This is a genomic window from Sphingomonas jatrophae, from assembly GCF_900113315.1.
Taxonomy (GTDB): domain Bacteria; phylum Pseudomonadota; class Alphaproteobacteria; order Sphingomonadales; family Sphingomonadaceae; genus Sphingomonas_P; species Sphingomonas_P jatrophae.
The window spans coordinates 1,115,678-1,140,132 of record NZ_FOZG01000001.1 but is presented as its reverse complement, the minus strand read 5'-3'; the positions used below and the strand labels follow the sequence as shown (position 1 = coordinate 1,140,132).

The window sequence follows — 24,455 nt, the reverse complement described above, 5'->3', positions numbered from 1 at the left end:
CAGGCTGATCGGGTCGGTTTTCTTGACCCGGCGCGCCCGCAAACCTACCTTGTGGGCATGGCTATCCGTCCCATCCTCGAGGCGCCCGATCCCCGGCTGCGCGTGAAATCCACGCCGGTGGAGACGTTCGACGACGCGCTCCAGACGCTGATCGACGACATGTTCGAGACGATGTACGACGCGCCCGGCATCGGCCTGGCCGCAATCCAGATCGGCGTGCCTCAGCGCGTGCTGGTGATCGACCTTCAGGAAGACGAGGATGCGGAGGGCAAGCCGGTCCGCAATCCCCGTGTCTTCATCAATCCCGAGCTGTTCGATCCTTCGGACGACAAGACCCTCTACAATGAGGGCTGCCTGTCGGTGCCGGACCAATATGCCGAGGTGGAGCGGCCGACGCGCATCCATGCCCGCTGGCGCGACCGTGACGGCAATTCGCATGAGGAAGCGCTGGACGGTCTGCTCGCCACCTGCCTCCAGCATGAGATGGACCATCTCGAGGGCGTGCTGTTCATCGACCATCTCTCGCGCCTGAAACGCGAGATGCTGCTGAAGAAGCTGGACAAGGCACGCCGCACGCGCCGCGCGGCCTGATCGGGGCCGCCGCGGTTCTTCTCAGGCGATAGGCAGATCGAGCAGGCGAGAGACCTCGCCGAAGTCTGCGGCGAGTTCCGTCACGCCAAGTCGGCGAAGTGCGGCACCATGGTCTGCGCCGCAGTGCAGGCCGGCGCACAGCCCGATCACGCGGGCACCCGATGCGACCGCGCCGGTGACGCCGACAGGCGAATCCTCGAGAATGGCGCAGGCCTGGATCGGCACGCCCAGCTGCTCGGCGGCATGAAGGTAGATGTCAGGCGCGGGCTTGCCGCGGGCCACATGCTCCTTGCCGCTGTAAATGTATCCCTCAAAGGCATCGCGCAGGCCGACATGGTCGAGGTGACGCGTGATCCACGCAGTGCTGCTCGACGAAACGATCGCGCGGGGCAGATCGGCCGGGAGTGCGCGGACGAAGGCGATGGCGCCCGCCACCCCGTCGATCCCCTCGCGCATGACGCGCTCATTTTCCGCCTGACGTGCGCTGTGGAAATCATCGGGCAGGGAACGGCCGATCGCGGCTTCAATGGCGCTGAGGAAGTCCTGGCCCGACAGGCCCATGAAGCTCGCCATCGCCTGCTCGGGCGTGGTCGGGTGGCCGATGCCAGTGAGGTAGGCCGCGACATGCGCGTTGCCGCTATATTCGCTCTCCACCAGCACGCCGTCGAAGTCGAAGAGGAGGGCGGCCGGGCATGTCATGGCGCGCGGGATAGACGCCGCCGGGCCTAGAGGTCCACCCCGGCGGCGATTGCCTCCAGCTTGCGCAGCCTCTCCTTCAGGTCGGCCAGTTCGATCCGCGCCGCGGGGCTGGGCGGGGCGGCGGAATCGCGGCGTTGCTCCAGCTCGAACCGGCGGAGCGCCAGCCAGCCGCGCCACCCGCTCAGGAGCGCCGCCGCGGCGATGGCGAGGCCGAGCAGCGCGGCGCCCGCGAGGATCAGCGTGTCGAGCGGGTCGGTGGGCATGGCGGCACTCCCCTCGATCAGGGCCGGTCACGCAGCCGCTCGATCTCGCGGTCGAGCATGTGGCTGCGATCATTCTCGGTGGCGATCCGCTCGAGCACGGCGATCCGTTCCTTGAGGTTGCGGATTTCCTCCCGGGCACGTGCGGCATCGGGATCGGCGATCGGATATTGGTTGCCTTCCGCATCTTCCCGGATGCCATAACGGGCCCGCAGCACACTCGCGACGGCACCGATCGCCACGATCAGGACGATCATCTCCCAGATGTTCATGTCATTCCCCTAAGTTCAGCAGAGTGCCGCGGGCTTCCCCGGTGCGGCGGCGATGGCGATGGAGCGACCGGCGGGGGGGCGTGCGTCGGCTTGGCGATGCGTGCCCCCGGTCCGCGCCACTTCTGCCCGGACCTTTGCCTCAGCGCAGCGCGTCGATCTCGTTGGCGAGGCGGCTGTTGTGGCTCGTCACCTGTAGCTCGATGTCGGCGAGGCGGCGATCGATGTCGCGGAAGCGGTTGCGCACATCCTTGACGCTGGCGTGCGGCTTGGTGCGGACGCGCTGCCAGAAGCGCGCATCCTCGTCGCTCATGTCGTCCAGTTCGCGCGGGCGGTCGGTCGCCACCCAGCCGAGCACCAGATAGGCGACCGGCGCGATCGGCCCGAGCGCGAAGACGGTGAGCAGGACGACACCGACGCGGACCAGCGTGACATCGACGCCGGTATAATCGGCCAGCCCTGCGCAGACACCCATGATCTTGCCGTTGCGCTTGTCGAGGTAGAACTTCGTGCGACGCGCGGACATTGCGGTCACTCCCTGTTTGTGGCGGGCCGGATCAGAGGTCCGGCGACCGGTCGCTGGTGATGCCGCCCGTGGTCGGACGGCGATATTCCGGATGATCGGCGGCGATAATCCGCTCGATCGTGTGGAGCCGTTCGTCGAGGCGGCGGGCCGTCTCGTACAGCTCGTCCATCAGCTTCTCGTCCTCCGCCGTCAGGCTGGCATGTTTCTTCCAGCTCATCAGATAGTGGAGGACGATCCACGGCATGCCGATGAACAGCATGCCGCAGATGACGATGGGGAGAAGGACGTCCTCCATCGCCTCAGCCCTCGCGGCCGGCGGCCTTCGCCTTCAGCGCGGCGAGCTCGGCCTCGACCTTGTCGGCGGAGCGCAGTTCGGCAATCTCCTCCTCCAGCGTCTTGGGCGCAGCCCCCATGCCGGCGGCATCGGCGCGGCCCTCGGCCAGATCGACGCGGCGCTCCATCAACTCGAAGCGGGAGAAGGCCTCGTCAATGCGCGGGCCGGTATGGGCCTGGCGCAGCTTGAAGCGGTTCTCGGCGCTTTCCAGCCGGGTGGCGATCGAGTTCTGGCGGGCGCGGGCCTCGCGCAGCTTGTTCTGGAGCTTGGCGATGTCGGCCTCGTTAGCCTTGAGCGCGTCGTCCAGCACGGTGATCTCGGCCGAGAGTTGCTCGGCCAGGTCACCCGCCTTCTGCTTCTCGACCAGCGCCGCCTTGGCGAGATCCTCGCGGCCCTTGGAGAGAGCGAGCTCGGCCTTTTCGGTCCAGCTTGCCTGCACCGTATCCAGCTTGGCGATGGAGCGGCGCATCTCCTTCTGGTCGGCGATGGTGCGCGCGGCCGACGCGCGGACCTCGACCAGCGTTTCCTCCATCTCGAGGATGATCATGCGGATCATCTTGGCCGGGTCTTCCGCCTTGTCGAGCAGGTCGGTGACGTTGGCGGCGATGATGTCGCGGGTGCGGGAGAAAATTCCCATCTGAACGATACTCCTGGGGGCTTGAGGCGAGGCTATCAGTAGCGGACCGCGCCGACGAGGCCGGTGGTGGCCGGCGCAGAGACGACGACCTTGGCGACGGACACGGCGGGGTTGGCGCGGGCCGGGCCGGCGGCACCGACGAGGCAGGTGGCCGAGGCCACGAGCGCGCCGATGGCGGAGAGAAGGATGCGGCCAAATTCGCTGGTGTTGGACATTGTGGTGACTCCCTGAACCTTGGCTTGTCTTGGCCGCCGGGCGGCGCCCGACGGTGTTGCAAAGGGTTTTGCAGGAGGCGTGCCAGTTTCAGGAATGGCGGTTTTCCGCGAAGGTCACGAAAGTCGCGCCAAGAACGGCCTGAGGCACTTGCCGAATATTAGCGAAATCCGCTAAACAGTGGCGATGGCGAGCGACACCCAGTTCATTGGCGAATCAACGGCCTTTTTCGACTCCGTCGAACGGGCGAGCCGCGCCGCTGCGCTCAATCGTCCGGTGCTGGTGATCGGCGAGCGGGGGACGGGCAAGGAGCTGATCGCCGAGCGGCTGCACCGCCTCAGCCCGCGCTGGTCGGGCCCGCTGGTCACGCTCAATTGCGCGGCGATGCCCGAGACGCTGATCGAGGCGGAATTGTTCGGCCATGAGGCGGGCGCCTTCACCGGGGCGACCAAGGCCCGCGCGGGCCGCTTCGAGGAGGCGGATGGGGGAACGCTGTTCCTCGACGAGCTGGCGACGATGTCGTCGGGCGCGCAGGAGCGGCTGTTGCGCGCGGTGGAATATGGCGAGGTGACGCGGATCGGCTCGTCGCGCGCGATCCGGGTGGATGTGCGCATCGTCGCCGCGACCAACGAGCATCTGCCGGGCTTGGTCGAGCGCGGCCGCTTCCGTGCCGACCTGCTGGATCGGCTGAGCTTCGAGGTGGTGACGTTGCCGCCGCTCCGTGCGCGCGAAGGCGACGTGCCCGTGCTGGCGGCCTATTTCGGGCGGCGCATGGCGAGTGAGCTCGGCTGGACGCAGTGGCCCGGCTTCTCCGATGCGGCGGCCGAGCAGCTGGCGGCGCATGACTGGCCGGGCAATGTGCGCGAGCTGCGCAACGTGGTGGAGCGCGCCGTCTACCGCTGGGACGATCCCGAGCGGCCGGTAGGCGAGATCGAGTTCGATCCCTTCGCCTCCCCCTGGCGTCCGCGCGATCCTGCGCCGGCGGAGCGCACCGGAGGCGTGGCGCCTGCGAACGCGGCGGTGCCCGTGGCACCTGAGGTGGAGGCGGTGACCGACTATAAGGCGGCGGTGGAACGCTTCGAACGGCGGACGCTGGAGGCGGCGATGCAGGCCAATCGCTTCAACCAGCGCTCGACGGCGAAGGCGCTGGGGCTGACCTATGACCAGCTGCGCCATTCGCTGCGGCGGCTGGGCATGCTGAGCGGGTGAGGGCAGGCTGCCAGACGCAGGCCTGTTCGCCTAAGCCATTGGCCGTCAAGGCCGTAATCCATCGAAGATGGATGCGAGCGGGCGTCACACGGCTTCCCGTCGGCCACGTTCCGCGGCATGGAGGCGCCGAGGTGAGAAGACATGCGGACGGCCTACCTTGTACTCGGCGGGCTCGTGGCGTTCGGGCTGCTGCTCTTCGCGATCGAGCGGATCAGATATTATCGCTGGCGATCCCACCGCCTGGCAGAGCGCGAGCGGCGCGCGCAGAAGCATGGCGGGCGCGGCCCCCGGCCGGTGGGCAAGATCCGCGTGGCGAAGGACGATGAAGGGCGGGACGCTTAAAGGCCCCGAGCCATAGGCTTCGGGCAAAGCTGCGATGATCGATGAGTATGGTGAGAACCACTCGCAACAGTCGATTTTCCGGGACGAGCGGCGCGGCGGGGCGTTAGGACGCGCGACGCCACCGAAACACCCCCTCAAGAGGAGCAAGCCATGGCTTTCCAGCTTCCCCCGCTGCCGTTCGAGCCGAATGCGCTCGACCCGTACATGTCGGCCGAGACGTTCGAATATCATCACGGCAAGCATCACAAGGCCTATGTCGACAAGACCAATGGCTGGATCGACGAGAAGGGCCTTGCCGGCATGTCGCTGGTCGAGGTGATCAAGAAGTCGAAGGCCGACGGCGACAAGGGCCTGTTCAATAACAGCGCGCAGATCTGGAACCACACCTTCTTCTGGAACTGCCTGGCGCCGGCCGGCCAGAGCCCGACGGGCGAGCTGGCGGAGCGCATCAACGCCACGTTCGGCGACCACAAGACCATGCTCGACAAGCTGGCCGCCGAGGCGGTGGGCCATTTCGCGAGCGGCTGGGCGTGGCTGGTGCTGGACGGCGATCAGCTGAAGATCACCTCCTATCACGATGCCGACACGCCCGTCGTGTATGACGGCGTGAAGCCGCTCTTGACGCTCGATGTGTGGGAACATGCCTATTACATCGACTATCGCAACGCGCGGCCGAAGTTCGCCGAGAGCGTGCTCGGCAACGTGATCAACTGGGAGTTCGTGGCGCAGAACCTGGACGGCCAGGGCGTGTCGCGCGCGGACCAGACGCAGGGTTGAACCTTCGGACGGGTGGGCGGAAGCTTCTGCCCACCCGTTCGTGCTGAGCTTGTCGAAGCACTGCATTTCCTCAACCGCGTGGACGGAAGAAGGACGGCCCTTCGACAGGCTCAGGGCGAACGGCCTCCTTCCAGGTGAAGCCTCGTCTGAACCGCATCTTACAGGCGCATACCGGCAGCGTTCAGCCCGACTCGCGCATTTACGTCTCCGGACAAGGAGACGTGTCATGAAGATGCTGACGATTGCCATTGCCGCCGCCGCCACCCTCGCCGGGATCGCCGTTCCCGTCTCCGCCGCCGAGGCGCAGAGCCGGCGCGACCGGATCGAGTATCGCCGCGACGTGATCGACGCCCGGCAGGATCTGCGCCGCGACCTGCGCCGTGCGGACGACCGGGGCGACGTGCGCCAGGCCTATCGCGACTATAATCGCGACCTGCGCCGCGCCGGCCGCGATTACCGCAACGACCGGCGCTGGAACGGCAACCGCAACTGGCGCGGCAATCGCTACGGGTGGCGCGACGGGCGCCGCTATGGCCCGCGTTATGGCTACGGCCCGCGTTACGGCTACAACCAGCCGTACCGGCCGGGTTACTATCGCGGCTGGTAAGCGCGAGACGCCTTCGGCGTGAAGATCGGGGTGGCGGGAGTTCGGCTCTCGTCACCCCGAACCAGTTTCAGGGTCCACCCGGCGGCGTGAGCCAGCGGCCATTGGATGCGCCTCCCGGTGGATGCTGAAACGAGTTCAGCATGACGATCTGAAGTTCGTAGGCCTCAGCTGGATGGCGGCGCGTCCGGCTCGCCGGCGGTGCTGGTCAGGCCGTGGCGCAGCAGCATCGGCACGTTGGCGACGGCGAACAGCAAGGTGGCGGGCAGCGCACCCCAGAGCTTGTAGCCGAGCCACAGGCTGGTCGTGGTGTTGCGCCACACCGCCTCGTTGGCGACCGCCAGCACCACGAAGAAGATTGCCCAGTTGCGCGTCAGCAGCGTCCAGCCCCGCTCGGTCAGGCCGGGGTAGGCGGCGCCCAGCACCAGCTTCAGCGTCGGCCGCCCGCTCCACAGGCCGAAGGCGAGGATGCCCGCGACGACGAGATAATAGAGCGTCGGCTTGACCTTGATGAACGTCTCGTCGCGCAGCCACAGGGTGGCGCCGCCCATCAGCAGCACCATCGCGCCCGAGAACCACAGCATCGGCGACACGCGGCCATGCGTCAGGCGCGAGGCGATCATCGCGACGGCGGTGGCGGCCATGAACAGGCCGGTGGCGATGTAGACGTCCTTCAGGATCGCATAGGCGCCGAAGAAGATGATCAGCGGGCCGAGATCGAGCGCCAGCTTGAGCAGCGGCGAGGGTTCGGGACGGGGATTGGCTTGGGAAGTCATTCGCTCTCTACCTCGTCATGCCGGACTTGTTCCGGCATCCACCGCGCGGCGCAGCAGCCGGCGGGGGGGGGGGGCAGCCAGGTGGACCCCGGAACAAGTCCGGGGTGACGACCGCATCACGCCCCCGCGATCGCGCGGGCGACTTCCTGCGGATCGAAGGGGCGGAGATCGTCGAGCGTTTCGCCGACGCCGATGGCGTGGATCGGCAGGCCGAACTTCTCCGCCGCCGCGACCAGCACGCCGCCGCGCGCGGTGCCGTCCAGCTTGGTCATGACGAGGCCGGTGACGCCGGCTTCCTTGCCGAACACGTCGATCTGGCTGATCGCGTTCTGCCCGGTGGTGGCGTCGAGCACGAGCACCACATCATGCGGTGCCGCGGGGTTGAGGCGGCCGAGGACGCGGCGGATCTTGGCGAGCTCGTCCATCAGGCCTGCCTTGTTCTGGAGGCGGCCGGCGGTGTCGACGATCAGCGCGTCGGTGCCCTCCGCGGTGCCGCGCTTGACGCCTTCCCAGACGAGGCTGGCGGCATCGCCGCCTTCTTTCCCCGAGATGATCGGCACGCCGATCCGCTCCGCCCAGACCTTGAGCTGGCCGATGGCGGCAGCGCGGAAGGTGTCGCCGGCGACGAGCATGACCGAATAATCCTGCTCCATCAGCAGGTGGGCGAGCTTGGCGATGGTGGTCGTCTTGCCTGAGCCGTTGACGCCGATGACGAGGATGACCTGCGGGCGGGGAAAGGCCTCGATCTCGAGCGGCTTGGCGACGGGCATGAGGATCTTGGCGATCTCCTGCGCGGTCACTTCGCGGACGCCCGCCTCGTCGATGCCGCGATCGAACCGCTCACCCTCCAGCCGATCCCGCACGCGGGCGGCGGCGGCGGGGCCGAGATCGGAGGCGATCAGCGCTTCCTCCACGCCGTCGAGCGTTTCGGCATCGAGCGTCGCCTTGGTGAAGAGGCCCGAGAGATTGTCGCCGAGCTTTTCGGACGTGCGGCGAAAGCCGAGGCCGATCTTCTCGTGCCAGGCGAGATCGCGATTGTCGGTCATGCGGGGGTTCCGAGAAGCGTGTCGCCATCGCGGGCGACGATGCGGAGGGGGAGGAGGGTGTTGGCGGCGGTGGCGGCGGGGAGCCGCACGCGCGCGAAGTTAGCGGCGTGGCCGGTCAGCCCGTCGCGCTCGATCAGGACGTGCGCGACGGTGCCGATCTGGCGATCGAGCCATGCCGCCTTCCGTATCGCCGCGCGGGTGCGGAGCGCGGCGGCGCGGGCCTTGATCGTCGCGCCATCCAGCTGCGGCATGCGCGCGGCGGGCGTGGCGGGGCGGGGGGAATAGGGAAAGATGTGGGCGAAGGTGACGTCGCAGCTGTCGAGCAGCGCCAGGTTGGCGGCGTGATGCTCGGCCGTCTCGGTCGGGAAGCCGGCGATGAGGTCCGCGCCGACGGCGATATCGCGCTGTGCCTTGAGGCGCTCGACGAGGCGGATGGCCTGCGCCGCGAGATGGCGGCGCTTCATGCGCTTGAGGATGAGATCCGCGCCGTGTTGGAGCGCGAGGTGGACATGCGGCATCATGCGCGGCTCGTTGGCGAGCAGATCGAACAGCCCGTCGTCTACCTCGACCGGATCGAGCGAGCCCAGGCGGAGGCGCTGGATGGACGTGCGCGCCAGGATGGCGGCGCAGAGGTGGCCGAGGCGCATCCCGTCCTCGGCCCAGCTGGTCAGATCGACACCGGTCAGCACCGCCTCGCGGTGGCCGGCGGCGGCGGCGCGGGCGACCTGCTCGACCACATGGGCCAGCGGCAGCGAGCGGGAGGGGCCGCGGCCCTGCGGGATGACGCAGAAGGTGCAGGCATGATCGCAGCCATTCTGCACCTCGATGAAGGCGCGGGCATGTTCGGCAAAGGCCTCGACCAGCTGGGGGGCGAGGCGGGCGACCTGCATCACGTCGGACACGCGGACGCGCGGGGCATAAGCGCGGAAGGCGGCAGGATCGTGCTTGTCGGCATTGCCGACGACGGCGCTGACCTCGGCCATGGCGGCGAAGCGACCCGGCTCCACCTGCGCGGCGCAGCCGGTGACGACGATGCGCGCGTCCGGCCGGCGGCGGTGGGCGCGGCGGATCGCCTGTGCCGCCTGACGCGCCGCCTCGGCGGTGACGGCGCAGCTGTTGACGATGACGAGATCGTCCTGATCGGCAGCGGCGACGCGCATCGCCTCGCTCTCGGCGAGGTTGAGGCGGCAGCCGAAGGTGAGGAGTTCGGGGCCGCTCAAGATGCGATCGCTCCGAGGCTCATCCTTTGCCGTTCGTGCTGAGCTTGTCGGAGCACCGTCCTGCCCTGGCGCGCGCAGAAGAACGGCCCTTCGACAGGCTCAGGGCGAACAGTGGAAACGCTCACAGCTCGGTCTCGCCGGTGAAGACGTGGGTGGCGGGGCCCTGCATCAGGATGCGGCCATCCTGTTCGGAAAGGGTGAGCGTGCCGCCGGGCAGGTCCATGCGGACGCGTTCGTCGAGCAGGCGGAGGCGGCGGCCGCTGGCGAAGGTGGCGCAGGCGCCGGTGCCGCAGGCCTGCGTCAGCCCGGCGCCGCGCTCCCACGTGCGCATGGCGACATGGGTCCGGGACAGGATGGTGGCGACGTTGACGTTGATCCGCTCGGGAAAGGCGGCGTCATGCTCGATCTCGGGGCCGAGCGCCTCCAGCGGCACGGCCATGTGATCGGGCACGAAGAAGGCGAGGTGGGGATTGCCCATGCTGGCAGCGGCCGGGCGGGCAAGCTCCCCCCAGGCGAGCGGCAGCGCGGCGGTGTCCATCGGATAGGCGAGGGGCACCTCGTCCCAGCCGAAGCGGGGCGGCCCCATGTCGACGGCGGCACCGCCCTCTTCCAGCCGCGCGTGGAGCAGGCCGGCGGCGGTGCGGACGGTGACGTCGCGGCCGACCAGCACGGGGACGCAGCGCGTGGCATTGCCGCAGGCGGACACTTCCGACCCGTCGGCGTTGAAGATGCGCATCGACACGTCGGCATCGTCGGCCGGGCCGATCAGGATGAGCTGATCGCAGCCGACGCCGGTGCGCCGGTCGGCCAGAGCGCGGGCGCGCGCGGCATCCATCGCCACCGCGCCCTCGCGCGCGTCGATCACGACGAAATCGTTGCCGAGGCCGTGCATCTTGTGGAAGCGAAGCGCCATCGCCCGCGATCTAGGAGCGGCGGGCGGCCAAGTCCACCGAAGGACGAGGCCGAACGGGGATCGAGCCTCAGCCCGCCTTCCGCGCCGGTTCGGGATCGGTGCGAGCGGTGGGGATGAGCGCGCGTTCGGCGAGGAGGGTGCGCGCGGCGGCGACGGGCATGGGCTTGCCGAACAGCCAGCCCTGACCCTTGCGCAGGCCGAGCGCGCGCAGACGCTCCTCGATGCCGCTCGTCTCCACGCCCTCGGCGGTGATCGGCAGGTTGAGGCTGTCGCCGAGCCTGGCGATCGCATCGACGATGGCCGCGCTTTCCTGATTGTCGACCATGGACAGGACGAAGCTCTTGTCGATCTTGATGCGGTCGAACGGCAGCGCGCGGAGGTGGGCGAGGCTGGAATAGCCGGTGCCGAAATCGTCGAGCGCGATGCGGATGCCCTGATTCTTGAGGCTGCCGACAGTGGCTTGCGCGAGGCCGAGATTTTCGAACAGCGCGCTTTCGGTCAGCTCGATCTCGAGGCGCGAGGGCGGGAAGCCGGTCTCGGTCAGCAGCTTCAGGATCTTCTGCGCCAGCCACGGATCGCGCAACTGGGCCGGCGAGACATTGCAGCTGAGCGAGAGCGACGGATCCCAGCCGCGCGCCTGCTCGAACGCCTGGCGCATGACCGACATGGAAAGATCGCCGATCAGGCCGCATTCCTCGGCCACGGGGATGAAGGTGTCGGGCTCGATGATGCCGTCGGTCGGATGCTCCCACCGGGCGAGCACCTCGAAGCCGATCAGGCGGCCGGTCGAGAGATCGACCTGCTGTTCGTAATAAGGCACGATCTGGCCGGCAGGGATGGCGGTGCGCAGCCCCGTCTCGATCCGGGTGCGCGCCTGAAGCTCGCGCTCCATCGAGGCGTCGAACCAGGCGAAGCGGCCGCGGCCGGCCTTTTTCGCGGCATACATGGCGATGTCGGCCCGGCGCAGCAGCGCATCGATCGAGCCATTGTCCTCATCCGAGCGGGCGATGCCGACGGAGGCGCCCGATTGCAGGCGAACGCCGGGAAGATCGACCGGTTCGGCGAGATTGGTGACGATGCGTTCGGCCACCGCATCGGCGACGCGCGGCTGATCCGCATCGAACAGGAAGGCGCAGGCGAATTCGTCGCCGCCGATGCGTGCGGCGATGGCGTTGGGCGGCAAAGCGGCGCGCAGCGCCTCGGCGACGGCGCAGAGGAACTGGTCACCCACCTGATGGCCATGGACGTCGTTGATGTTCTTGAACCGATCGAGGTCGATCAGCGCCAGTGCCATGACCTTGCCGCGGCGCGCGGCGCGGGCGAGCTCCGCCCCGCCATGCTCGATCAGGGCGCGGCGATTGTGGAAGCCGGTCAGCGGATCGCGCAGCGCCAGCGTCTGGGCGCGCTCCTCGGCGGCGGTGCGGACCTCCACCTCGCGCGTCAGATCGCGGTAGCGGCGCCAGCCGAACAGCACTAGCGCGAGATTGAGGCAGAGCGTGGCGGCGAGGACGTTGTCGGCGACGCCCACGTCGCTGGTCAGCCCAAGCAACCGCGCGGCGTGGGGCACCAGCAGCAGCACCGAGGCGACGAGGATCGCGCCGGTGGTCGCTTCGCGCCTGGCCGCGGTGAGATGTCGTGCGGGGCCGTGGCCCGTCTTGCTGCTCATTCGACCGCTTGTCCTCAAGGGTGTCGGAATGCCACGGGCGGCGTGGAGAAAGCGTTAATCGGCGTTGACGCTGAGGCGCGCCGGCGGGGCGGATTGCGTTTCGCCCGCACCCACGCTAAGGCGCGGCCCACGTCCCCCAAGCGGGACGCCCAGGCAGAAGCGCCAAGGCTCCGTTGCATCGGGGCGGCGCGCGCCGGCCGGCGAGGTTTCGCCCGCCGGCGCTTTTTGCGTTGTGCGTCTCGTGGCCGGGCCTGTTCGAGGAGTGCCGCGCCATGTTCGAGAGCCTGAGCGACCGCCTGTCCGGCGTGTTCGAGCGCCTGCGCGGCCGCGGCGCGCTCAATGAGGCGGACGTGCGCGCGGCGATGCGCGAGGTGCGCATCGCGCTGCTGGAAGCCGACGTGGCGCTGCCGGTGGTGCGCGACTTCATCGAGCGCGTGACGGAGAAGGCGGTCGGCCAGAGCGTGCTGCGCTCGATCACGCCGGGGCAGCAGGTCGTCAAGATCGTCCACGACGCGCTGGTTGAGATGCTGGGCGGCGAGGGCGCGGACGGGGCGGCGAGCGAGCTGATGCTCAATGTCGCGCCGCCGGCGGTCGTGATGATGGTCGGCCTGCAGGGCTCGGGCAAGACGACCTCCACCGCCAAGATCGCCAAGCGGCTGAAGGAGAAATCGGCCAAGAAGGTGATGATGGCATCGCTGGACGTGAACCGTCCGGCGGCGCAGGAGCAGCTGGCGACGTTGGGCGTGCAGGCGGGCGTGGCGACGCTGCCGATCGTGCCGGGCCAGTCGCCCGTCGATATCGCGCGGCGGGCATTGCAGGCGGCGAAGCTGCAGGGCTTCGACGTCGTCATGCTCGACACGGCGGGCCGCCTCCACGTCGATCAGCCGCTGATGGACGAGATGAAGGCGGTGGCGGAGATCGCCGATCCGGCCGAGACCCTGCTCGTCGTCGATGCGCTGACCGGTCAGGATGCGGTCAACGTCGCGCGGTCCTTCTCCGATCAGGTGGCGCTGACCGGCGTGGTGCTGACCCGGATGGACGGCGATGCGCGCGGCGGCGCGGCGCTCTCCATGCGCGCGGTCACCGGCAAGCCGATCAAGTTCGCCGGCACGGGCGAGAAGCTGGACGGGCTGGAGGCGTTCCAGCCGGGTCGCGTCGCCGGCCGCATCCTCGGCATGGGCGACGTCGTCAGCCTCGTCGAGCGGGCGGCGGAGACGATCCAGGTCGAGGAGGCCGAGGCGCTCGCCGCGAAGATGGCGAAGGGCCTGTTCGACATGAACGACCTGCGCAACCAGCTGAAGCAGATGACCCGCATGGGCGGCCTGGGCGCGCTGGCCGGCATGCTGCCGGGCGTCAAGCAGGTGAAGAACGCCATGGCCAACGGCCAGGTGGACGACCGCATCCTCGTCCGCATGGACGCGATGATCGGATCGATGACGCCCAAGGAGCGGAGCAAGCCCGAGCTGATCAACGCCAAGCGCAAGATCCGCATCGCCAAGGGCTCGGGCACGACGGTGCAGGAGGTGAACAAACTCCTGAAGATGCACCAGGACATGTCCACCGCGATGAAGAAGATCAAGAAGATGGGCGGCCTGAAGGGGCTGGCCGGTCTGTTCGGCAAAGGCGGCATGGGTGGCGCCATGGGCGGGATGGGTGGCATGCCCGGCCTGCCCGGCGGCGGTGCGGGCGGGATGCCTGGTCTGCCGGGCCTCGGCGGTGGCGGCCCCGGCGGTCTGCCGCCCGGCTTCGAAAAGTTCATGAAGAAGTGATCATGAAGTGCGTCATGCCAGCGCAAGCTGGGATCTCGTGAGGTCAATCACGGCCGCTTGAGATTCCAGCTTTCGCTGGGATGGCGAGTGTATCGGTATCAGAAAGGAAGTAACGTAATGGCTCTCTCCCTTCGTCTGTCGCGTGGCGGCTCCAAGAAGCGTCCTTATTACCGCATCGTCGTGGCCGATGGCCGCGCGCCGCGCGACGGCCGCTTCATCGAGAAGCTGGGCACCTACAACCCGCTCCTCGCCAAGGATGACGAGAAGCGCGTCGTGCTGGACGGCGAGCGTGCGCGCCACTGGCTGTCCGTCGGTGCGCAGCCGACCGATCGCGTCGCCCGCTTCCTCGATGCGGCCGGCGTGAAGGAGCGTGCGGCGCGCAACAACCCAAAGAAGGCGGAGCCCGGCGAAAAGGCCAAGGAGCGCGCGCAGGAGCGGGCCGACAAGGCGGCCGCGCTGGCCGAGGCGGCTGCGGCGCCGGCCGAGACGGCCGAGGCCTAAGGCACTCATGGCGCGGGCAGGCGTTCTCCCGGTGAACCACCAGGAGGACAGCCATGCCCGCACCAACCCAACCCGATCAGGCCGAGGGCGAGCGCAACGATGAGCCGCGGCCCGACAAGGGAAGCAACCAGGGCGTCTCGACCGAGGAACCCGCGGAGGGCGGCGACGACGTCCCCGCCGGTGCCGCCGGCGCCCCCCGGGGCTGACGCGCCCGCGCCGCCGCCCCGCGCGCCGGCCGATGGCGAGGTCGTCCTCGCCGTCGTCACGGGGGCGCACGGGATCGGCGGCGAGGTGAAGCTGAAGGTCTTCGCCGAGGATCTGTCCGCTTATGCGGCGTTCAACGGCGGGACGCTGACGCTGAAAGCGGTGCGACCCGTCAATGGTGGCGCGGTCGCCCGCTTTGCGGAGGTGCGCGACCGGACCGCGGCGGAGGCGCTTCGCGGAACGTCGCTGACGGTGCCGCGTGACATGCTGCCGCCGCTGGCGGAGGGCGAATATTATCATGCCGACCTGATCGGTCGCCCCGCGGTGAGCGATGCGGGCGAGGCTCTCGGTCGGGTCGTCGCGGTGGAGGATTTCGGCGCGGGCGATATCGTCGAGATCGAGCGGGCGGATGGCGGCCTGTTCATGGTGCCCGTCGCCAAGGCGGTGACGATCGAGGCGGAGCGGGTGGTGGTGGACGCGGCCTTCGTGCCGTGACGCAAGCGCGGGGTGCCGTGCTGCGGCACGCCCGCATCGACACGCGCCGGATCGCAATGTATATACGTTTGTGTATACGGGAGGCTGCGATGGGTCGCGAGTGGACGATGAAGAGCTTCCAGTCGGGCAATTCGATCGCGCTCCGCGTGCCGGCGTCGGTCGGCATGACGGCCGGCGAAGAGTGGCGGCTGGTCGAGGATGGCGATGGCTATCGCCTCGAGCGCGCGGAACGGCCGAAGCGCAAGTTCAACATCGGCAAGGTCGCAGGCTCCGCGACCGGACTGAATTATGTCCGCACCGGAGACCGCGTGTTCGACGATCGCACGCTGCACTGGGCGGGTGGCACGATGGAGTGAAATACCTGCTCGACAGCAATGCGGTGATCGCGTTGGTGCAGAACGACAGTGCGGCGCTGGTGGGCCGTGCCGCCACGTGTGACGAGGGTGATCTTGTCACCTCCGCCATCGTCTATGCCGAGGTCGCGTACGGCTCGTCGCGGGACAAGCCGCCCGCGGTGGAGCAACTGCGGGCGCTCGTCGAGGAAGTGCCTGTGCTTCCGTTCGATCAGGCCGCCGCCTCGGTCTATGCCGGCCTGCCGTTCCGGCGCGGCGGCTATGACCGCCTGATCGCCGCGCATGCGCTGTCGCTGGGCCTGACGCTCGTGACCGATAACGTCGCCGACTTCGCCGACGTGCCCGGCCTCCGGGTCGAGACCTGGACGGCATGACCTTTTCCGCGACGATCCTGACGCTCTACCCGGAGATGTTTCCCGGGCCGCTCGGCGCATCCATGGCGGGGCGGGCGCTGCGCGAGGGGCGCTGGGCGCTGGATGCGGTGAACATCCGTGACTTTGCCACCGACAAGCACCGCTCGGTCGACGATACGCCGGCAGGCGGCGGCGCGGGGATGGTCATGCGGGCGGACGTGCTGGCGCGGGCGATCGATGCGGTCGCCGATACGCGGCCGCTGATCGCGATGAGCCCGCGCGGGCGCCCGCTCGTCCAGGAGCGGGTGCGCGTACTGGCCGCAGGGCCGGGGGCGATCATCCTGTGCGGCCGCTTCGAGGGCATGGACGAGCGGCTGTTCGAGGCGCGGCCGATCGAGCTCGTCTCCATCGGCGACTATGTGCTGTCGGGCGGGGAGATGGCGGCATTGACGCTGCTGGACGCTTGCGTGCGGCTGCTGCCCGGCGTAATGGGCGCCGCTTCAAGCGGGGATGACGAGAGCTTCGAGATGGGGCTGCTCGAATATCCGCATTATACCCGACCAGTCGAATGGGAGGGGCGCACGATTCCCGAAGTGCTGCGATCGGGGGATCATGCGCGCATCGCGGCGTGGCGAAAAGCCATGGCCGAGGATGAGACACGGCTAAGGCGGCCGGACCTGTGGGAGCGCCATGTCGGGGCTCGGGTCCAGTCGCCCTCTGGTGCGCGGCACGGACAGAAGGATTGATGAGATGAACCTCATCCAGACTCTCGAGGCGGAAGCCATCCAGGCGCTGACCGCCAAGCGCGCGATTCCCGAATTCCGCCCCGGCGATACGCTGAAGGTCGGCGTGAAGGTGGTCGAGGGTGAGCGCACCCGCGTGCAGAATTACGAGGGCGTGTGCATCGCCCGCGCGAACAAGGGCATGGGCTCCTCGTTCACCGTGCGCAAGATCAGCTTCGGCGAGGGCGTCGAGCGCGTCTTCCCGCTCTATTCGCCGAACATCGACACGATCGAGGTGGTGCGCAAGGGCGTCGTGCGGCGCGCGAAGCTCTATTATCTGCGTGGCCGCCGCGGCAAGTCGGCGCGTATCGCCGAGCGTCGCGATCCGCGCGCGGGCGAGTAAGCTCCACCGCAAGGTTGCCTGAAGGGCGTCGGGGCGGGTCCGCTCCGGCGCCCTTCTTGCGTGTAGGCGGGGCCGGGGGCAGGAGGGGGGCATCAAGTATCCGGAGAGACTATGTCCGCTCGTTTTCCTCGTCGTCACCCTGACCTTGTTTCAGGGGCCACCGGACGGGTTTCAGGGGCCACCGGACGGCGCATCCCGGCGGCCGCTGGTCTTGCCGCGCGGTGGATGCTGAAACGAGTTCGGCATGACGGGCTGAGAGCGAGCGCGGCGATGCTGGCAGCGATGGCGGTCCCCGCCCTCGCGCAGCAGCCGCTGACGCTCGACCGCATCTTCGCCAGCCCGGATCTGAGCGGGCCGAGCCCGGTCGAGCTGAAGCTGTCGCCCGACGGGCGCTATGCCGCGCAGCTGAAGAACCGGGCGGACGATATCGACCGTTACGACCTGTGGCTGATCGACACCGCCACCGGCGCGCAGCGGATGCTGGTGGACAGCAAGGCGATCGGCTCGGGCGCGGCGCTTTCCGAAGAGGAGAAGATGCGGCGTGAGCGGGCGCGCGTCGGCGGGCGGACGGGCATCGTCAGCTATGGCTGGGCGCCCGACGGGCAGAGCCTGCTCGTGCCGCTGGACGGCGACCTCTATCTCGCGACGCTGGACGGCAAAACGCGCCGGCTGACCGCGACGCCGCAGACCGAGGTGGACGCGCAGGTGAGCGAAGGCGGGCGCTATGTCTCGTTCGTGCGTGATCAGAATCTGTTCGCCTATGATCTGCGCACCGGGCGCGAGCAGCAGCTGACGCAGGGCGGCGGCGGGGCGCTCAGCTGGGGCACGGCGGAGTTCGTCGCGCAGGAGGAGCTGGATCGTAGCGTCGGCAGCTGGTGGTCGCCCGACGACGCTCGCGTCGCGGTGCAGCGATCGGACGAGTCGAAGGTGCTGGAGGTGACGCGCGCGGCGATCGGCGCGGAGGGGACGACCCTCGTCCAGCAGCGCTATCCGCGTGCGGGCACGCCGAATGCGACGGTGGATCTCTACATCCTCGATCCGGCGAGCGCGAAGCAGGTCAAGGTGGATCTGGGCGCGGACCCGGACTTCTATCTGGCGCGGGTGGACTGGGCGGCGGATGGCCGGACGCTCTACGTCCAGCGGCTGTCGCGCGATCAGCAGCGGCTCGACCTGCTGGCGGCGGACCCGGTGACGGGACGGACGCGCATCCTGTTCAGCGAAACGTCCAAGACGTGGATCGACCTGCTCGAGAACAATCTGCGCGTGCTGAAGGATGGCAGCCTGATCTGGGCTTCGGCGCGGAGCGGGCACACGCATCTCTATCGCTGGCAGGGCGGCAGGTTCGCGCAGATCACGCGCGGCGACTGGGACGTGACCGAGATCGAGGCGGTGGACGAGGCGGGCGGGCGCATCCTGTTCACCGCGACCAAGGACACGCCGATCGAGCGGCACCTCTACGCCGCATCGCTGGACGGCAAGGGGGAGCCTGTGCGGCTGACCGAGGCCGGCTTCGTCAATGTGCCGTCGGTGGATCGCGGTGGCCGCCACCTGCTGATCAAGCGATCGAGCGAGGCGCAGCCGCCGCAGGTCTATCTGGCGGATGGCGCGGGCAAGCGCACCGCGTGGGTGAGCGAGAACCGGGTGGAGGGCAGCCACCCGCTCGCCGCCTTCCGCCTGCCCGAGACGCGCTACGGCACGCTCAAGGCGGCGGACGGGCAGACGCTGCACTGGCGGATGACGAGCCCGGTGCGCGAGCCGGGCAGGAAATATCCGGTGTTCGTCTATGCATATGGCGGGCCGCACGGGCAGGACGTGCTGCGGCAATGGGGGCGGCGGACGCTGGTGCTCGACTATATGGCGTCGAAGGGCTGGATCGTCTTCACCATCGACAATCGGGGCACCGGCTATCGCGGCACCGCCTTCGACGCGCCGATCTTCCGCGCGGCGGGCGGCGCGGAGGTGGCGGACCAGCTGGCGGGCCTCAAGTGGCTGAAGGCGCAGCCTTATGTCGATGCCGACAAGGTGGCGGTGATGGGCTGGTCCTATGGCGGCTACATGACGCTGAAGCTGCTGGAGGCTGCGCCGGGCGCCTATGCGGCGGGCGCGTCGGTGGCGCCGGTGACGCGGTGGGAGCTGTACGACACCGCTTATACCGAGCGTTATCTGGGCGATCCCACCAAGCTGCCGAAGGTCTATGCCAAGGCCAATGCGCTGGACGATGCGGTGAAGATCACCGATCCGCTGATGGTGATCCACGGCATGGCGGACGACAATGTCGTGTTCGAGCATTCGACGGCCTTGTTCGCCAAGTTGCAGGCGGAGCGGCGCCCGTTCGAGGCGATGGTCTATCCGGGCAAGACGCACTCCATTTCGGGTGCTGCCGCGCAGGTGCATGTGTGGGGGACGATCGAGCGGTTCCTGGACCGGACGGTGAAGGGCAAGTGACCGCGCTCGACTGACGAGCACGGGGGGTGGTGGCGAGATCGCCGTTGCCTCCCTATCTCCCCTCCTCAGCATCGAGGAGCGGGCGCGTGGCGGACGGGTTGGGCCGGGTGGACGGCAATGGCGAGGGCGTGGCGTTCGCCGGCGAGGTGGACAGCGCGCTGGGCTTCCTGATCCCGTCGCTGCACGTCCGCGGCCGCGCGGTGCGGCTGTCGAGCGTGCTCGACCAGATCCTCGCGCACCATGATTATCCGCCGGCGCTGGAGCGGGTGCTGGCGGAGGCGCTGACCGTCACCGCGCTGCTCGGCTCGACCCTGAAGGACGAGGCGGGGCAGCTGACGCTGCAGGCGCAGACCGAGAATGGCGCGGTGGACCTGCTGGTGTGCGATTACCGGGCGGGCGTGATGCGCGGCTATGTCCGCCACGATCCCGAGCGGCTGGGCAGCCTGCCGGCGGACCCGATCCTCGCCGACCTGTTCGGCACGGGCTACCTTGCCATCACCTTCGACCTGGCGACGACGGGCGAGCGATACCAGGGCATCGTGCCGCTGGAGGGTGCCAGCCTGGCAGAGGCGGTGGAAAGCTATTTCGCGCAGTCCGAGCAGCTGCCGAGCCTCGTCCGCGTCGGGCTGGCGGGGGCGCGGGGCGCGCATGTCGCGGGCGGGCTGCTGGTGCAGCACCTGCCCGAGGGCGAGGAAGGGCGCGAGCGGCTGCACACGCGGCTCGACCACCCCGAGTGGGAGGCGGCGGCGGCGCTGGCGCAGACGGTGCGCGGCGGTGAGCTGTCGGACCCGGCATTGCCGCTCGACGGGCTGATCTGGCGGCTGTTCAACGAGCAGGAGGTGCGCGTGCTGCCCGCGGTGCCGCTCAGCCATCGCTGCCGCTGCGATCCGGAGCATTTCGCGCAGGTGCTGGCGCGCTTCCCCGAGGAAGAACGCGCCGAGATGGCGGACGAAGCGGGCGACATCCTGGTGGATTGCGAGTTCTGCGCATCGACCTACCGGATCCCGCTCACCCGCTTCGATTGAACCCGGGCGACGAAGCTGCGGCCGTGACCGACGAGCCGACGAAGGCGGCGGCATTTTCGACCGGAATGCAGGCACCGTTACGGGTCCGCCATCGCCATCAGGGTGGCTCTGTGCTATAGGGACTGCGCGGCGCCGATGTGTCCGGCCCATGCCGGATCGGGCCGCGACAGGTTGGGCGCGGGCGGGTTCCCGCGCTGCCAGACAGGGAAACGTTCGTCATGCCGATGCGTCGCGCGATGCTTTGCGCCGCCATTTTCTGTGCCGCTGCCGGGGCGGCAGCCTCCGCCCGCGGGCCGGCCGTGTCGGCGCTGGGCAAGGTGGAGCCGGGCCTGTGGCAGGTGCGCGCGGAAGGGGAGCCGGTGCAGAATATCTGCCTGGCCGATCCGGCGGCGCTGACGCAGGTGCGCCACGCAGCATCGTCCTGTGCGCGGATGGTGCTGTCCGATGCGGGCGGCAAGGCGGTGGTGCATTATAGCTGCCCCGGCGCCGGCTGGGGCCGCACGACGGTGCGCGCCGCATCCGCCACGTCGGTGCGGATCGACACGCAGGGCATCGCCGACAATGCGCCATTCGCCTATGTCGCCGAGGCACGGCGGACCGGCGCGTGCGGCGGCGCCACGCGCACCTCGATGGTCCGCTGATCGCATTCCATGCCCCGCGGTGGACAGCCGTTCAGCGGCGGTTTACCGCTGATGCGCTAGCGCCGGTCTCGGGTGACTCCACCGGCCTGGCGACGGGCCGCTCGGGCCGCGCGGAGGCGATGTTTCGCCCCGGCGCGGCCCCTTCTTTATCCGGCCCTTGCGCAGGCTGCGTGCCTTGCGCCGCAGTGCAGCACGTCCTAGCTCTGCGCGCGTGACCCAGACTTCTCCTGCTGCCGTCGTGCTCCTTTCCGGCGGCCTCGATTCGATGACCGTGGCGGCGCTGGCGCGGGAGCGCGGCTTCCGCCTGATGGCGCTGACCATCGACTATAACCAGCGCCACAAGGTGGAGCTGGACGCGGCGCGGCGGCTGGCGGCGGCGCTGGGGGCGGAGCGGCACGTGATCCTGCCGGTTGACCTTACCGCCTTCGGTGGATCGGCGCTGACCGCCGACATCGATGTGCCGAAGGATGGTCTGAAGGACGACATTCCCGTCACCTACGTGCCCGCGCGCAATACCATCTTCCTCAGCCTCGCGCTCGGCTGGGCGGAGGCGACGGGGGCGCGCGACCTGTTCCTCGGCATCAATGCGCTGGATTATTCGGGCTATCCCGATTGCCGCCGCGAATTCATCGATGCGTTCGAGGCGTTGGCGGCGGTGGCGACGAAGGCCGGCACGGAGGGCGATCGCTTCCGCGTCCATGCGCCGCTGGTCGCGATGACCAAGGCGGACATCGTCCGCGAGGCGGCGCGGCTGGGGCTGGACGCGGGCATGAGCTGGTCCTGCTACGATCCGGCGCCGGGCGACCTGCATTGCGGCCTGTGCGACAGCTGCCGCCTCAGATCGCGCGGCTTCGTCGAGGCGGGCGTGGTCGATCCGACGCGCTATGCGGTCGGGCCGGCCTGATGGCGGGCTATGCCGTCAAGGAGATGTTCCTGACGTTGCAGGGCGAGGGGCTGCAGGCGGGCCGACGCGCGGTGTTCATCCGCTTCGCCGGCTGCAACCTGTGGTCGGGCCGCGAGCAGGACCGTGCCGGGGCGGATTGCACCTTCTGCGATACCGACTTCGTCGGCACCGATGGCGACGGCGGCGGTCGCTATGCCGATGGCGGCGCGCTGGCGGACGCGGCTCTCGGCCTGTGGGGCGAGTGGCTGGAGGAGCCGGGAGCACCGCCGTTTGCCGTGCTGACGGGCGGCGAGCCGACGTTGCAGGTGGACGAAGCGCTGATCGCCGCATTGAAGGCGCGCGGCTTCGAACTGGCGATCGAGACCAACGGCACGCGCCCCGTGCCGGACGGCATCGACTGGATCTGCGTCAGCCCGAAGGCGGGCAACGAGGTGGTGCAGCGTTCCGGCGACGAGTTGAAGCTGGTGTGGCCGCAGCCGGGCGTCGACTTCAAGGCGATGGAAGCGTGGGACTTCACGCACCTGCTGATCCAGCCGATGGACGGCAATTCGGCGGTGGACACGAGAAATAGCGCAATCAAGTTCGTCCTGACGCATCCGCGCTGGCGATTGTCCGTGCAGACGCACAAGCTGGTCGGTCTGCGCTAATCCAGTCGTCTGGGCTGTGTCCTGCGCAGCGAAAGTGGACGCGTCGCATCTTGACTTGTGAGGCGACGAAGGCTCCACCTTCTCTTGTCTACGAAATTGTCGGAGACTTGGAGCGTGCAGGGGGCGGATCGTGTAGATCGCAATCTGTTGGCGAGTGCGCTCCTGCAAGCCGTTCGTGAGGGTGGCCTCGTGCAGCGTGAAGGCGTGCGATCCCTGGACATCACCGGCACGCTGGAAGCGCTCAGCCTGACGACCGCGATGGTGCTGAGCCAATTGCCCGCTGCTCGGGTGGAGGAGGTGGCGCGCGCCATGGCAGAGGCGATGATGGACGATATGCTGCGGCGGCTGCGCGAAGTGCGCGCCTTTTGCGACGAAACCGGCCTCCGCCTGTTCGATGTCGATCCGGACGCCAGCGCGCCCAGAAAGCGCTGATCGGCGGCTGAGCGGGTGGCGATTTGGTCCGTTTTGGGTTAAAACTCTGGTGAGTCGGGCGGTATGTCGTCAGGCGGGCTGCGTCCGGGTGGCAAGAGCACAAGGCGGGGATGCGATGACCATCGATCCGGAGCTGTGGGCAGAGGCGCTGCGTATCGAATCAGCGCTGGGGGATTTCACGCCGATCTGGGTGGCGGATCGGATCGGCTATCTGGCGAGCATCGGCGATGCGGCGGGGGCCGAGCGTTACAGGGCTGTGGCGCAAGCGGTGGCGAGGCTGGTGGCAGGCAGCGGCGTCGCCTGACCTGAGCGGACGGACGGGGCTTATCCCGCCTGTTCCCGCTCGATCAGCCTGCGCTTGCGCTCCACTCCCCAGCGATAGCCGGAGAGGCCGCCGTCGGTGCGAACGACGCGGTGGCACGGGATGGCGACGGCGTGACGGTTCGCTGCACAGGCGGCGGCGACGGCACGGGTCGCGGCGGGCAGGCCGATGGCGGCGGCCACCTCCGCATAGGATGAAGTTCGGCCGGGCGGGATGCGGATGAGGGCTGCCCAGACACGCTGCTGGAAGGCGGTGCCGCGTATGTCGAGCGGCAGGGCCAAAGCGGTGCCGGGCGCCTCGACATGGCCGATCACCGCGGCGACATGCGCCTCGAACGCGGCGTCGCCGCCGACCAGATCGGCCCGGGGGAAGCGGCGTTGCAGATCCTCAACCAGCGCGTGCGGATCGTCACCCAGCAGGATGGCAGCGACACCCGTCGCACTCATGGCGACGAGGATGGAGCCGAGCGAGCAGAGGCCGATGGCGAAGTGTAGCGTCTCACCGCTGCCCCCGGCGCGGTAGCGGGCGGGCGCCATGCCGAGCCGGTTCGCGGCCCCATCGTAGAAGCGGCTGCTGGAGCCATAGCCGGCATCGTGGATGGCCGCAGTGACGCTGGCGCCGCCTTCCAGGGCGGTACGCGCGCGCGCTGCTCGGGCGGCGAGCGCGAACTGCCTGGGGGTGACGCCGGTCGCGGCCCTGAACATGCGGTGGAAGTAAGCCGGGCTGAGCTGCACGCTGTCAGCCAGCTGGGCGAGCGAGATCGGCGCTTCGGCCGCCTCGATCATGCGGCAGGCGCGCTCGATGAGCAGCGCATCCTCCGCCTCGCGCGACAGGCCATCGGGGTTGCAGCGACGGCAGGCCCGCGCGCCTGAGGCACGCGCGTCCGCCAACGTGTCGTGCAGGCGGACGTTGGCAAGGCGGGCATGCCGCGACGGGCAGGAGGGGCGGCAATAGACGCGCGTCGTCGCGACCGAATACCAGAAACGACCGTCCGCCGTGGCATCGCGGGCGAGGATCGCGGCCCAGCGGGGATCGTCCGGGATGTCGATCGGCATCGTCTCTACCCTCTAGCATGGTCTGGAGAGCGGACGTAGCCGGCGGAGGATCGGCGCGCTTCCCGAAGCTTGCGGTGCAATCCGGCGCGCCTGGTGAAAACA

Annotated in this window: 32 protein-coding genes; 19 read left to right on the top strand and 13 right to left on the bottom strand. The window is 69.0% G+C overall.

Translation table 11 applies throughout. The annotated features are described in order from the left end of the window. Positions 1 to 57: 57 nt before the first annotated feature. The gene (def, locus tag BM360_RS05360) at positions 58 to 591 is read left to right on the top strand and encodes a peptide deformylase (protein WP_093311875.1); all 534 of its coding nucleotides are present in this window, start codon (positions 58 to 60) and stop codon (positions 589 to 591) included. 21 nt (positions 592 to 612) lie between these two features. Here the strand turns inward: def and BM360_RS05355 are convergent, their stop codons facing one another. The 7 genes from BM360_RS05355 to BM360_RS05325 form a co-directional block, all read right to left on the bottom strand. Beyond that, on the bottom strand, positions 613 to 1,290 hold the full coding sequence (locus BM360_RS05355) for an HAD family hydrolase (RefSeq protein ID WP_093311873.1): 678 nt from the start codon (positions 1,288 to 1,290) through the stop codon (positions 613 to 615). 26 nt (positions 1,291 to 1,316) lie between these two features. After that, positions 1,317 to 1,553 carry a hypothetical protein gene (locus tag BM360_RS05350; protein WP_093311866.1) on the bottom strand — a complete coding sequence of 79 codons (237 nt, stop codon included), beginning with the start codon at positions 1,551 to 1,553 and terminating at the stop codon, positions 1,317 to 1,319. Positions 1,554 to 1,570: 17 nt separating this feature from the next. Then, positions 1,571 to 1,822, bottom strand: coding sequence for a hypothetical protein (locus BM360_RS05345; RefSeq protein ID WP_093311859.1), 252 nt, complete (start codon positions 1,820 to 1,822; stop codon positions 1,571 to 1,573). Between the two features lie 139 nt (positions 1,823 to 1,961). Then, on the bottom strand, positions 1,962 to 2,345 hold the full coding sequence (gene pspC, locus BM360_RS05340) for an envelope stress response membrane protein PspC (protein WP_093311857.1): 384 nt from the start codon (positions 2,343 to 2,345) through the stop codon (positions 1,962 to 1,964). A 31-nt stretch (positions 2,346 to 2,376) separates the two neighbouring features. Next, the gene (gene pspB, locus BM360_RS05335; RefSeq protein WP_093311854.1) at positions 2,377 to 2,640 is read right to left on the bottom strand and encodes an envelope stress response membrane protein PspB; all 264 of its coding nucleotides are present in this window, start codon (positions 2,638 to 2,640) and stop codon (positions 2,377 to 2,379) included. Positions 2,641 to 2,644: 4 nt separating this feature from the next. Beyond that, positions 2,645 to 3,316, bottom strand: a complete 672-nt coding sequence (pspA, locus tag BM360_RS05330) for a phage shock protein PspA (RefSeq protein WP_093311849.1) — start codon at positions 3,314 to 3,316, stop codon at positions 2,645 to 2,647. 35 nt (positions 3,317 to 3,351) lie between these two features. Then, positions 3,352 to 3,531 (bottom strand): hypothetical protein, encoded by a 180-nt coding sequence (locus BM360_RS05325; protein ID WP_093311846.1) that lies wholly within the window; start codon positions 3,529 to 3,531, stop codon positions 3,352 to 3,354. A gap of 184 nt (positions 3,532 to 3,715) precedes the next feature. On the opposite strand from BM360_RS05325, the gene pspF reads away from it, so the two are divergent. The 4 genes from pspF (at position 3,716) to BM360_RS19735 (ending at position 6,464) form a co-directional block, all read left to right on the top strand. After that, a complete protein-coding gene (pspF, locus tag BM360_RS05320) occupies positions 3,716 to 4,738 on the top strand; it encodes a phage shock protein operon transcriptional activator (RefSeq protein WP_093311843.1) in 1,023 nt (340 codons plus the stop codon). Positions 4,739 to 4,879: 141 nt separating this feature from the next. Further along, a complete protein-coding gene (locus tag BM360_RS05315) occupies positions 4,880 to 5,080 on the top strand; it encodes a hypothetical protein (RefSeq protein ID WP_093311840.1) in 201 nt (66 codons plus the stop codon). Positions 5,081 to 5,230: 150 nt separating this feature from the next. Next, positions 5,231 to 5,857 (top strand): superoxide dismutase, encoded by a 627-nt coding sequence (locus tag BM360_RS05310; protein WP_093311834.1) that lies wholly within the window; start codon positions 5,231 to 5,233, stop codon positions 5,855 to 5,857. A 226-nt stretch (positions 5,858 to 6,083) separates the two neighbouring features. Continuing rightward, a complete protein-coding gene (locus tag BM360_RS19735) occupies positions 6,084 to 6,464 on the top strand; it encodes a hypothetical protein (RefSeq protein ID WP_207544530.1) in 381 nt (126 codons plus the stop codon). Positions 6,465 to 6,628: 164 nt separating this feature from the next. On the opposite strand, the gene BM360_RS05300 is transcribed toward BM360_RS19735, so the two are convergent. The 5 genes from BM360_RS05300 to BM360_RS05280 form a co-directional block, all read right to left on the bottom strand. Then, entirely contained in the window at positions 6,629 to 7,237 is a 609-nt protein-coding gene (locus BM360_RS05300) for an inner membrane-spanning protein YciB (RefSeq protein WP_093311831.1), read from the bottom strand. A 116-nt stretch (positions 7,238 to 7,353) separates the two neighbouring features. Beyond that, positions 7,354 to 8,283: a signal recognition particle-docking protein FtsY gene (gene ftsY, locus BM360_RS05295; RefSeq protein ID WP_093311829.1), complete on the bottom strand. Its 930-nt coding sequence runs from the start codon at positions 8,281 to 8,283 to the stop codon at positions 7,354 to 7,356. Continuing rightward, positions 8,280 to 9,503, bottom strand: a complete 1,224-nt coding sequence (mtaB, locus tag BM360_RS05290) for a tRNA (N(6)-L-threonylcarbamoyladenosine(37)-C(2))-methylthiotransferase MtaB (RefSeq protein ID WP_093311826.1) — start codon at positions 9,501 to 9,503, stop codon at positions 8,280 to 8,282. The genes ftsY and mtaB overlap by 4 nt, the downstream gene beginning before the upstream one ends. A gap of 121 nt (positions 9,504 to 9,624) precedes the next feature. Next, positions 9,625 to 10,416, bottom strand: coding sequence for a diaminopimelate epimerase (gene dapF / locus BM360_RS05285; protein WP_093311823.1), 792 nt, complete (start codon positions 10,414 to 10,416; stop codon positions 9,625 to 9,627). Between the two features lie 67 nt (positions 10,417 to 10,483). Next, positions 10,484 to 12,082, bottom strand: coding sequence for a putative bifunctional diguanylate cyclase/phosphodiesterase (locus tag BM360_RS05280; protein ID WP_093311821.1), 1,599 nt, complete (start codon positions 12,080 to 12,082; stop codon positions 10,484 to 10,486). A 272-nt stretch (positions 12,083 to 12,354) separates the two neighbouring features. Here BM360_RS05280 and ffh point away from each other — a divergent pair, with 272 nt between their 5' ends. From ffh to BM360_RS05210, 14 genes are all read left to right on the top strand, one after another. Beyond that, entirely contained in the window at positions 12,355 to 13,851 is a 1,497-nt protein-coding gene (ffh, locus tag BM360_RS05275) for a signal recognition particle protein (RefSeq protein ID WP_093313792.1), read from the top strand. A gap of 117 nt (positions 13,852 to 13,968) precedes the next feature. Continuing rightward, complete coding sequence (gene rpsP, locus BM360_RS05270) at positions 13,969 to 14,352, top strand: 30S ribosomal protein S16 (protein WP_093311818.1); 384 nt, start codon at positions 13,969 to 13,971, stop codon at positions 14,350 to 14,352. Positions 14,353 to 14,532: 180 nt separating this feature from the next. Next, complete coding sequence (gene rimM, locus BM360_RS05265) at positions 14,533 to 15,051, top strand: ribosome maturation factor RimM (protein ID WP_278247393.1); 519 nt, start codon at positions 14,533 to 14,535, stop codon at positions 15,049 to 15,051. Positions 15,052 to 15,140: 89 nt separating this feature from the next. Then, positions 15,141 to 15,407 carry an AbrB/MazE/SpoVT family DNA-binding domain-containing protein gene (locus BM360_RS05260; RefSeq protein ID WP_093311813.1) on the top strand — a complete coding sequence of 89 codons (267 nt, stop codon included), beginning with the start codon at positions 15,141 to 15,143 and terminating at the stop codon, positions 15,405 to 15,407. After that, a complete protein-coding gene (locus tag BM360_RS05255; RefSeq protein ID WP_093311808.1) occupies positions 15,404 to 15,778 on the top strand; it encodes a type II toxin-antitoxin system VapC family toxin in 375 nt (124 codons plus the stop codon). Before BM360_RS05260 ends, BM360_RS05255 begins: the two co-directional genes overlap by 4 nt. Beyond that, positions 15,775 to 16,503 (top strand): tRNA (guanosine(37)-N1)-methyltransferase TrmD, encoded by a 729-nt coding sequence (gene trmD / locus BM360_RS05250; RefSeq protein WP_093311805.1) that lies wholly within the window; start codon positions 15,775 to 15,777, stop codon positions 16,501 to 16,503. The genes BM360_RS05255 and trmD overlap by 4 nt, the downstream gene beginning before the upstream one ends. A 4-nt stretch (positions 16,504 to 16,507) precedes the next feature. After that, positions 16,508 to 16,882 (top strand): 50S ribosomal protein L19, encoded by a 375-nt coding sequence (rplS, locus tag BM360_RS05245; RefSeq protein ID WP_093311802.1) that lies wholly within the window; start codon positions 16,508 to 16,510, stop codon positions 16,880 to 16,882. 282 nt (positions 16,883 to 17,164) lie between these two features. Beyond that, positions 17,165 to 19,327: a S9 family peptidase gene (locus BM360_RS05240; protein ID WP_242653325.1), complete on the top strand. Its 2,163-nt coding sequence runs from the start codon at positions 17,165 to 17,167 to the stop codon at positions 19,325 to 19,327. A gap of 86 nt (positions 19,328 to 19,413) precedes the next feature. After that, entirely contained in the window at positions 19,414 to 20,352 is a 939-nt protein-coding gene (gene hslO / locus BM360_RS05235; RefSeq protein ID WP_242653324.1) for an Hsp33 family molecular chaperone HslO, read from the top strand. 218 nt (positions 20,353 to 20,570) lie between these two features. Next, the gene (locus BM360_RS05230) at positions 20,571 to 20,993 is read left to right on the top strand and encodes a DUF3617 domain-containing protein (RefSeq protein ID WP_093311796.1); all 423 of its coding nucleotides are present in this window, start codon (positions 20,571 to 20,573) and stop codon (positions 20,991 to 20,993) included. Between the two features lie 211 nt (positions 20,994 to 21,204). Then, a complete protein-coding gene (gene queC, locus BM360_RS05225) occupies positions 21,205 to 21,897 on the top strand; it encodes a 7-cyano-7-deazaguanine synthase QueC (protein ID WP_093311794.1) in 693 nt (230 codons plus the stop codon). Beyond that, a complete protein-coding gene (gene queE / locus BM360_RS05220; protein WP_093311791.1) occupies positions 21,897 to 22,544 on the top strand; it encodes a 7-carboxy-7-deazaguanine synthase in 648 nt (215 codons plus the stop codon). The genes queC and queE overlap by 1 nt, the downstream gene beginning before the upstream one ends. Positions 22,545 to 22,691: 147 nt before the next feature. Then, positions 22,692 to 22,976 carry a hypothetical protein gene (locus BM360_RS05215; protein ID WP_165611209.1) on the top strand — a complete coding sequence of 95 codons (285 nt, stop codon included), beginning with the start codon at positions 22,692 to 22,694 and terminating at the stop codon, positions 22,974 to 22,976. 115 nt (positions 22,977 to 23,091) lie between these two features. Continuing rightward, positions 23,092 to 23,280 (top strand): DUF6961 family protein, encoded by a 189-nt coding sequence (locus BM360_RS05210; protein ID WP_093311785.1) that lies wholly within the window; start codon positions 23,092 to 23,094, stop codon positions 23,278 to 23,280. Positions 23,281 to 23,300: 20 nt separating this feature from the next. Here the strand turns inward: BM360_RS05210 and ada are convergent, their stop codons facing one another. Beyond that, positions 23,301 to 24,353, bottom strand: a complete 1,053-nt coding sequence (ada, locus tag BM360_RS05205; RefSeq protein WP_093311782.1) for a bifunctional DNA-binding transcriptional regulator/O6-methylguanine-DNA methyltransferase Ada — start codon at positions 24,351 to 24,353, stop codon at positions 23,301 to 23,303. Between the last annotated feature and the right edge of the window lie 102 nt (positions 24,354 to 24,455).

What these genes read in the sequence shown, in the direction of transcription:
- trmD (WP_093311805.1), top strand. Translation starts at nt 15,775, where the DNA reads ATGACCTTTTCCGCGACGATCCTGACGCTCTACCCGGAGATGTTTCCC.
- queE (WP_093311791.1), top strand. Translation starts at nt 21,897, where the DNA reads ATGGCGGGCTATGCCGTCAAGGAGATGTTCCTGACGTTGCAGGGCGAG.
- BM360_RS05230 (WP_093311796.1), top strand. Translation starts at nt 20,571, where the DNA reads ATGCCGATGCGTCGCGCGATGCTTTGCGCCGCCATTTTCTGTGCCGCT.
- rplS (WP_093311802.1), top strand. Translation starts at nt 16,508, where the DNA reads ATGAACCTCATCCAGACTCTCGAGGCGGAAGCCATCCAGGCGCTGACC.
- BM360_RS05310 (WP_093311834.1), top strand. Translation starts at nt 5,231, where the DNA reads ATGGCTTTCCAGCTTCCCCCGCTGCCGTTCGAGCCGAATGCGCTCGAC.
- BM360_RS19735 (WP_207544530.1), top strand. Translation starts at nt 6,084, where the DNA reads ATGAAGATGCTGACGATTGCCATTGCCGCCGCCGCCACCCTCGCCGGG.
- ftsY (WP_093311829.1), bottom strand. Translation starts at nt 8,283, where the DNA reads ATGACCGACAATCGCGATCTCGCCTGGCACGAGAAGATCGGCCTCGGC.
- BM360_RS05350 (WP_093311866.1), bottom strand. Translation starts at nt 1,553, where the DNA reads ATGCCCACCGACCCGCTCGACACGCTGATCCTCGCGGGCGCCGCGCTG.
- BM360_RS05300 (WP_093311831.1), bottom strand. Translation starts at nt 7,237, where the DNA reads ATGACTTCCCAAGCCAATCCCCGTCCCGAACCCTCGCCGCTGCTCAAG.
- def (WP_093311875.1), top strand. Translation starts at nt 58, where the DNA reads ATGGCTATCCGTCCCATCCTCGAGGCGCCCGATCCCCGGCTGCGCGTG.
- BM360_RS05345 (WP_093311859.1), bottom strand. Translation starts at nt 1,822, where the DNA reads ATGAACATCTGGGAGATGATCGTCCTGATCGTGGCGATCGGTGCCGTC.
- BM360_RS05210 (WP_093311785.1), top strand. Translation starts at nt 23,092, where the DNA reads ATGACCATCGATCCGGAGCTGTGGGCAGAGGCGCTGCGTATCGAATCA.
- BM360_RS05240 (WP_242653325.1), top strand. Translation starts at nt 17,165, where the DNA reads ATGGCGGTCCCCGCCCTCGCGCAGCAGCCGCTGACGCTCGACCGCATC.
- pspB (WP_093311854.1), bottom strand. Translation starts at nt 2,640, where the DNA reads ATGGAGGACGTCCTTCTCCCCATCGTCATCTGCGGCATGCTGTTCATC.
- ada (WP_093311782.1), bottom strand. Translation starts at nt 24,353, where the DNA reads ATGCCGATCGACATCCCGGACGATCCCCGCTGGGCCGCGATCCTCGCC.
- ffh (WP_093313792.1), top strand. Translation starts at nt 12,355, where the DNA reads ATGTTCGAGAGCCTGAGCGACCGCCTGTCCGGCGTGTTCGAGCGCCTG.
- rpsP (WP_093311818.1), top strand. Translation starts at nt 13,969, where the DNA reads ATGGCTCTCTCCCTTCGTCTGTCGCGTGGCGGCTCCAAGAAGCGTCCT.
- BM360_RS05355 (WP_093311873.1), bottom strand. Translation starts at nt 1,290, where the DNA reads ATGACATGCCCGGCCGCCCTCCTCTTCGACTTCGACGGCGTGCTGGTG.
- pspC (WP_093311857.1), bottom strand. Translation starts at nt 2,345, where the DNA reads ATGTCCGCGCGTCGCACGAAGTTCTACCTCGACAAGCGCAACGGCAAG.
- BM360_RS05260 (WP_093311813.1), top strand. Translation starts at nt 15,141, where the DNA reads ATGGGTCGCGAGTGGACGATGAAGAGCTTCCAGTCGGGCAATTCGATC.
- BM360_RS05280 (WP_093311821.1), bottom strand. Translation starts at nt 12,082, where the DNA reads ATGAGCAGCAAGACGGGCCACGGCCCCGCACGACATCTCACCGCGGCC.
- pspF (WP_093311843.1), top strand. Translation starts at nt 3,716, where the DNA reads ATGGCGAGCGACACCCAGTTCATTGGCGAATCAACGGCCTTTTTCGAC.
- pspA (WP_093311849.1), bottom strand. Translation starts at nt 3,316, where the DNA reads ATGGGAATTTTCTCCCGCACCCGCGACATCATCGCCGCCAACGTCACC.
- BM360_RS05315 (WP_093311840.1), top strand. Translation starts at nt 4,880, where the DNA reads ATGCGGACGGCCTACCTTGTACTCGGCGGGCTCGTGGCGTTCGGGCTG.
- BM360_RS05325 (WP_093311846.1), bottom strand. Translation starts at nt 3,531, where the DNA reads ATGTCCAACACCAGCGAATTTGGCCGCATCCTTCTCTCCGCCATCGGC.
- dapF (WP_093311823.1), bottom strand. Translation starts at nt 10,416, where the DNA reads ATGGCGCTTCGCTTCCACAAGATGCACGGCCTCGGCAACGATTTCGTC.